General features: G+C 55.5%; 8 protein-coding genes. 4 read left to right on the top strand and 4 right to left on the bottom strand.

From position 1 onward, the window contains the following. The 4 genes from CMO10_RS18090 to pcaQ form a co-directional block, all read right to left on the bottom strand. Positions 1 to 1,112, bottom strand: a 1,112-nt coding sequence (locus tag CMO10_RS18090; protein ID WP_297024732.1) for a TRAP transporter large permease, incomplete at its 3' end; no start/stop codon positions are given. Next, entirely contained in the window at positions 1,105 to 1,602 is a 498-nt protein-coding gene (locus CMO10_RS18085) for a TRAP transporter small permease (RefSeq protein ID WP_044826858.1), read from the bottom strand. The genes CMO10_RS18085 and CMO10_RS18090, both read right to left, overlap by 8 nt. Before the next feature lie 83 nt (positions 1,603 to 1,685). Next, the gene (locus CMO10_RS18080; RefSeq protein WP_297024731.1) at positions 1,686 to 2,717 is read right to left on the bottom strand and encodes a TRAP transporter substrate-binding protein; all 1,032 of its coding nucleotides are present in this window, start codon (positions 2,715 to 2,717) and stop codon (positions 1,686 to 1,688) included. Positions 2,718 to 2,960: 243 nt separating this feature from the next. Further along, positions 2,961 to 3,902, bottom strand: a complete 942-nt coding sequence (gene pcaQ / locus CMO10_RS18075) for a pca operon transcription factor PcaQ (RefSeq protein ID WP_297024730.1) — start codon at positions 3,900 to 3,902, stop codon at positions 2,961 to 2,963. Positions 3,903 to 4,046: 144 nt separating this feature from the next. Between pcaQ and pcaD the strand changes: the two genes are divergently transcribed. Genes pcaD through pcaG form a run of 4 tightly spaced genes read left to right on the top strand, consistent with a single transcriptional unit; the run spans position 4,047 to position 6,530 of the window. Next, positions 4,047 to 4,847: a 3-oxoadipate enol-lactonase gene (pcaD, locus tag CMO10_RS18070; protein ID WP_297024729.1), complete on the top strand. Its 801-nt coding sequence runs from the start codon at positions 4,047 to 4,049 to the stop codon at positions 4,845 to 4,847. Then, on the top strand, positions 4,840 to 5,232 hold the full coding sequence (gene pcaC / locus CMO10_RS18065) for a 4-carboxymuconolactone decarboxylase (protein WP_152630574.1): 393 nt from the start codon (positions 4,840 to 4,842) through the stop codon (positions 5,230 to 5,232). Before pcaD ends, pcaC begins: the two co-directional genes overlap by 8 nt. Before the next feature lie 5 nt (positions 5,233 to 5,237). Next, on the top strand, positions 5,238 to 5,939 hold the full coding sequence (gene pcaH, locus CMO10_RS18060; RefSeq protein WP_297024728.1) for a protocatechuate 3,4-dioxygenase subunit beta: 702 nt from the start codon (positions 5,238 to 5,240) through the stop codon (positions 5,937 to 5,939). A 3-nt stretch (positions 5,940 to 5,942) separates the two neighbouring features. Then, complete coding sequence (gene pcaG / locus CMO10_RS18055) at positions 5,943 to 6,530, top strand: protocatechuate 3,4-dioxygenase subunit alpha (RefSeq protein WP_044826853.1); 588 nt, start codon at positions 5,943 to 5,945, stop codon at positions 6,528 to 6,530. The last annotated feature ends 24 nt before the right edge of the window (positions 6,531 to 6,554 follow it).

Genomic DNA, 6,554 nt, shown 5'->3' with positions numbered 1-6,554 from the left:
CCATTGATGTCAACAAGGGCCGGCCAGAAGAACGGGATCACCACCACGATCATCGACAGGCTTTCCATGAAGCAGCCCAGCAGGATCAGTGCCAGCAACATCAAAACCATCACCAGCCACGGATCAAACCCGCTGGTCGCGGCTGCTTCTGCCATATAGGCCGGAAGGTTCGCACGGCTAAAGAAGCCCTTGAGGATTTCCGCACCCAGCAGGATGAAGAAGATCATCGAAGACGTAATCGCTGTATCCTTAAGCGACTGACGAAGACCCTTCCAGGTCAGCCCGCCTTTGCCTTTCCAGCGCATATAGGCGCCGTAAACCAGAATGGCGAACACACCCACACCGGCCGCAGGCGTCGGGGTAAACAGACCGGCACCAAGACCCAGAATGATCGAACCAAAGATCACCATCACCGGGATCAGGCGCAGCAAGGCTTCCTTGCGCTCGGCGGCGGGCATCGGTTCAGGTTTCGGGGCCAGTGACGGGTTCAGGCGGACCTGAATGGCAATTACCGCCATAAAGAACAGAACGGCAATCAGCCCCGGAATGATGGCCGCCTGGAACATCTGAATGATGGAGGCTTCAACCGTCACTGCATAGATCACAAGCGCGACCGATGGCGGGATCAGGATACCCAGCGTTCCGCCAGCCGCCAGCGTACCGGTGGCCAGACGCGGTGAGTACTTCAAACGATCGAGTTCTGGTAGGGCGACCTTACCCATGGTCGATGCGGTCGCAAGCGACGATCCGCACACTGCGCCAAAGCCCGCACAGGCCCCGATGGCGGCCATGGCAACACCACCACGGAAGCGGCCCAGCATCGCATTGACACCCTGAAACAGATCGCGTGACAGGTTGGCCTGGCTTGCGAGATAGCCCATCAGAACAAACAGCGGCACGACCGAAAGTTCATAGTTCGACACAATCCCGTACAGCAGGGATTTGAACTGCTGCAGGTAAGGGTCAAAGCGCATGAACGGGAAAAACAGGCTCAGCACATAGTTGCCGCCAATCCCGACACCGACCATGGCTAGGCCGACCGGAACGCGAAGTGCCAAAATGAAAAAGAGAACGGCAAGGCCACCAAGGCCGATCAATTCACGTTCAGACATCGGCCTCTCTCTCGAAAATCTGGTTTCCGGCAATTGCGGCCCACAGGAACATCGAAATGATGCCCGGCACATAGAACGGCCAGATCGGCCAGCCCAGAATTGCGGAAAGGGTGTTGTCGCTACGAACCTCGATCAGGCCATTGACCATCATGTAACCAAGGAACAGCGCCAGACAGGTCATCAATATGCCGGAAATCGCATCAACAACGCGCGAGAACCAGGCAGGAAACATTTTGATGAAGACATCAACCGCGACATGACCGCGATGTGCCTGACAATAAGGGAAAAACATCAGGGCGGCCGAACTGACGATCATGCTGACAAAGTCCTCATAACCAATGATGGCAGGGACGTTGGCATCGAACAGTCGGGCGAGCTTGTCCAGACCAAAGGCGGTGACGTTGACAATCGTCACAATCGCGATCAGCAAAGCAAGCATGCCACCAGCAACGGCAAGCCACGAAGCGGCCTTGTAGAGCACGTTTTTCATATCTCTAACATTCTCGCGGGAAAACAGGGTCACGCATCAATATGATACGTGACCCTACAAGATTTACCAGCAACGTTCGGATGTTACTCGGTATGGGCCTGGACGGCGGCTTTGGCTTTTTCAACCAGTGCGGCGCCGTCGAAGCCAGCAGATTTGGACTCTTCGATCCAGCGATCAACAACCGTTGCTGCCGGGGCATCAAAGGTTGCTTTCTGTTCTGCGGTCAGCTGAACAACCTGGCCTTTGCCTTCGTTGATCATGCGTTTGCCGACTTCCTCGACATCATTCCAGATGGTGCCGATTTCAGCAGCAAAATCGCGACCGGAGTTACGGTCGATGATTTCTTTCAGGTCATCAGGCAGGCTCTCGTAACGATCCTTGTTCATCGCAAACAGGAAGGTCGAGGTGCCAAAGCGTGAGTTCACGCCTTCGCCTTCAACGGAATAGGAAATCATTTCAGCAAGCTTCAGCGGCGGAACAACTTCGAACGGCACCATGCCGCCGTCAACCACGCCAAGCGACAATGCCTGCGGCAGGGCCGGGACCGGCATGCCAACCGGTTCTGCACCCCAGGATTCAATCACCCAGGAACCAGTACGGGTCGGGGTACGCAGTTTGAGACCCTTGACGTCATCAACGGTGCGGACGTCTTTTTCGGTCAGATGGATCGCCTGACCGGCATGGACGTGAACCGCAAGGGTGTGAACGTCGGTAAGGTCTTCGGCGTATTCGTCTTTAAGGTCCCACATTGCAAGGTTGGTTGCGCGTGCATCACCAAGGTGAACACCCGGCAGCTCAAACACTTCAAGGTGCGGGAAAACGCCCGGGGTATAACCCGGCAGGGTCCAGACGATGTCGGCCACGCCATCACGGACCTGACGATACAGTTCCGGCGGGTTGCCGCCCAGCGACATGGACGGGAAGATTTCAAACTTGATGCGGCCGTTTGATTCTTCTTCGATTTTCTGCGCCCACGGTTCAATCATCTTCGACTGGGCCGGTGCTTTCGGGCCCAGGAAATGGTGGACGGTCAGGGTAACTTCCTGTGCGTGTGCGCCAAACGACACCATGGTCGCGACAGCAGCACCGGCAAGCAATTTGGTGATCTGTTTCATTCTCTTCCTCCTTTGAACGTCTTGTCGCGTTCATTGCGCCGACAAACGTTTCAGCCACGATGCGCATCTAGCGTACGAAGTTTTCCAAGATTTATTGTTCTTGTTTTTCTTGTTGTTTTTATTGTTCTTTTTGTCACATGACCTGCGTCTGGCGCAATTCAGCCATGCCGATTTATGAGCAATCTAATAGGTACGTGATGGTTATGTATAATGATATGTAGGCACATATCCATAACCAAATGATTATGTTTTTGTCGCTGCCTGTTCGCTGTGATGACGGGACGCTTCTTCGCGTACGGCATTGATCAGCATTTCAACCGGCGGGGAAATCGGCGAATCAATTCGCGTCGTCAGCCCTACGGGACCAAAGGTGTCGCTGGTATCGATCGGCAATTCGACCAGATGCCCTTCGGCAATATCGGACGCCACCGCCCCGTTCGAGATGATCCAGATCGCATCGGTTTCACGCGTGAAAGCACGGCCGAAAGATGTCGAAACGGTTTCGATACGGTCGGGCAGGGCGCCAATGCCGTGCGCAATCAGCATCTTGTCGACGGTCGGGTGAATAATGGCGTGTTTCGGCGGCACCAGAACGGTGAATTCGCGAATGCGGGTAATGTCCGGGTTCTTATCGGCGAGTAATGGATGCCCCGGCCGTGCGACCAGCGAAATATGTTCCGAATAGAGATGAATGAATGACAGGCCCGACATCTGATCGGGCTCCGCCAGTCGCCCGACCACAAGGTCAAGCTCGCCGACGCGCAATTGCCCCATCAACATCACGTTCGGCCCCGCCACGACCTTGACCGTTGTATCAGGGCTAAGGGTTTTGAAATGGCGAATGGCATTGGGCATGACACTTGCCGCAACCGTCGGCAATACGCCCAGATTGATCGAAAGACCGCCTTGCATGCGCACCTGGCTGATGCTGTCGACACCCTGACGAAGGGCGGTGACACTGGCCCCGGCATAGCGCAGGAAAACCTTGCCGAAATCGGTCAGGGTTACGCCACGCTTTGATCGGTCAAACAAACGCGCATCAAGATGTTCTTCCAGCTCGCGAATGGTCTTTGACACAGCCGGCTGGGTAATGGACAGCGTATCGGCGGCCTTAACCACACTGCGTTGGCGCGCGACCTCCAGAAAGCAGGTCAAATGACGGAATTTGATGCGTTGATCTAGCATGGAGCCCTATATGTCAGCAGTTTAGAATGTGCTTATGGGTATCTGATTCATAATTATATAGTTATGCAAAATACGCAATTCCTCATTTTACATAACCAAAACCATCTGCGAATGTGAGGGCAAACAAGCAGGGTGGAAATGATAATGAGTCTGCAAGTCGCCCCGGTCAACGGGACACACATTCATTATAGCCAGTCGGGGCCCAAAGACGGTCCGGCGCTGGTCTTTGCAAATTCTCTGGGTACGGATCTGCGCATCTGGGACGATGTTGTTGATACGTTGTCCGAACGCTTTAACATCGTCACCTATGACAAGCGTGGCCATGGTCTTTCCGGTATTGGCGATGCGCCTTATGACGTGTCGCTGCATGCCAATGATCTGATCGGGTTGCTTGATCATCTTGGTCTGGATCAGGTGATCATTTGCGGCCTGTCGGTCGGTGGTCTGATCGCCCAGAAAGTCATCGAACTGGTGCCCGGTCGTGTGCGCGGCCTGATCCTGTGTGATACGGCCTCCAAGCTTGGCGATTATGACAGCTGGAACACCCGGATTGAGGCCATCAAGGCCGACGGGATTGCGTCGATGGGTGATGCGATCATCGAACGCTGGCTGTCGCCGACTTTCCGCAAGGAACGGGTTCTTGAAACCGCGATGTATCGCGACATGCTGGTTCGTACCACGGTTGAAGGCTATGTCGGGACCTGTATTGCGCTGCGCGATGGTGATCTGCGCGATGCGGCGGGTAAAATCGCTGTTCCGACCCTATGTATCTGTGGATCGGAAGACCTGGCAACGCCGCCCGATGTGGTGCGCGCCATGGCAGCCGCGATCCCCGGTGCCGAATTCGAATTGATTGACGGGGTCGGGCATCTGCCATGCATCGAAACCCCGGAATTGCTGACCCGGTTGATCGACCGATTTACCAAGGAGAAGAACCTTGTCTGAGAGCCGGTATGACGTTGGCATGAAAACCCGCCGTTCCGTTCTGGGCGATGCACATGTGGATCGCGCATCCAAGAACATCACGGAAATCGACGAAGGTTTTCAGCGCTATATCACCGAGAATGTCTGGAATGGTGTCTGGACGAGTGACGCGTTCACCAAGCGTGAACGTTCGATCGTGACCATCGCGCTGCTTGCAGGGTTGGGTCACGAAGAAGAACTCGCCATGCATATCCGGGCGACCTTGAATACCGGGGCGACACGCGATGATATCCGTGAAACCCTGATGCATGTTGCGGTTTATGCCGGCGTTCCCGCCGCCAATACGGCCTTCCGCATCGCCAAACAAGCCTATGCCGAGATCGACGCGGCATCCAAGGGAGAGTAAGTCACATGTCCACCTTCAAACCGCGTGACTGGGGTTCCCACGCCCCCTATATCGCACCCGGTTACAAGTCCACCATCCTGCGTGGTCCGACCCAGGCACCGCTTGCGATCAAATCGGGCCTGACCGAAGGCACCGGTCCGCGCTTTGCCCCGGCAAGCGTGCGCGAACTGGATTTCGATCTGACCAAAAATGGCGTCGTTAATGGCGAGCCGCTTGGCGAACGCATTGTCGTGCATGGTCGTGTGATGGATACCGATGGCCGTCCGCAGCCCAACATCCTTGTTGAAATTTGGCAGGCGAATGCTGCTGGTCGCTATGTGCACAAGGTCGATCAACATGATGCGCCGCTCGATCCGAACTTCCGCGGGTCGGGTCGTTGCTTTACCGACGATCAGGGCAATTACAAATTCTATACCATCAAGCCGGGCGCCTATCCGTGGGGCAACCACTTCAACGCGTGGCGTCCGAACCATATCCACATCTCGCTGTTTGGTCCGGGCTTTGCCACCCGCCTTGTTACCCAGATGTATTTCCCGGGTGATCCGCTGCTTGATCTTGATCCGATTTTCCTCGGCACCGAGGACGCGGCAGCCCGCGAACGCCTGATTGCCAAATTCTCGATCGACAAGACCGAGGAAGGCTTTGCCCTTGGTTATCAGTTCGACATTGTCCTGCGTGGACGCAACGGCACCCCGATGGAGAATTAAGTCATGGCTTATGGTGAAACCCCCTCACAGACGGTTGGCCCGTATTTCGCCTATGGCTTGACCGCAGGACAATACGCATACGACTTCACCGATATCGCTGATCCGACCGTTGCCGGTCCGGATGCAGCCGGTGAACATATCCGCATCACCGGCACCGTCTTTGATGGCGAAGGCAATCCGGTCAATGATGCGATGATCGAAATCTGGCAGGCTGACGCCAATGGCGTTTACAGCGAAAAGCCGGTTGATGTTTCCGAAACCGGTTTCCGTGGTCTTGGCCGTTGCGGCACGGGCACGGATGCCAAGCTGCGCTTCTGGTTTGATACAGTAAAGCCAGGTGTCGTCGAAGACGCAGGTGCGCCGTTTGTCAACGTGATCGTGTTTATGCGCGGCATGCTGGTTCACGCCTTTACCCGTTTCTATTTTGACGATGAAGCGGAACTGAATGCAAAGGATCCTGTCTTGCAGTCAGTCCCGGCAGATCGTCGCGACACCCTGATTGCCAAGCGTGTCGAAACCCCGACGGGGATTGAATACCGGATCGATATCCACATGCAGGGGGACGCGGAAACCGTGTTCTTCGACGTGTAAGTCGGTCTGGCGCGATGGCTGCGT

Source organism: Thalassospira sp., from assembly GCF_002709775.1.
Classification (GTDB): domain Bacteria; phylum Pseudomonadota; class Alphaproteobacteria; order Rhodospirillales; family Thalassospiraceae; genus Thalassospira.
The sequence above is the reverse complement of the archived record's forward strand: the minus strand, read 5'-3'. Positions and strand labels throughout refer to the sequence as shown.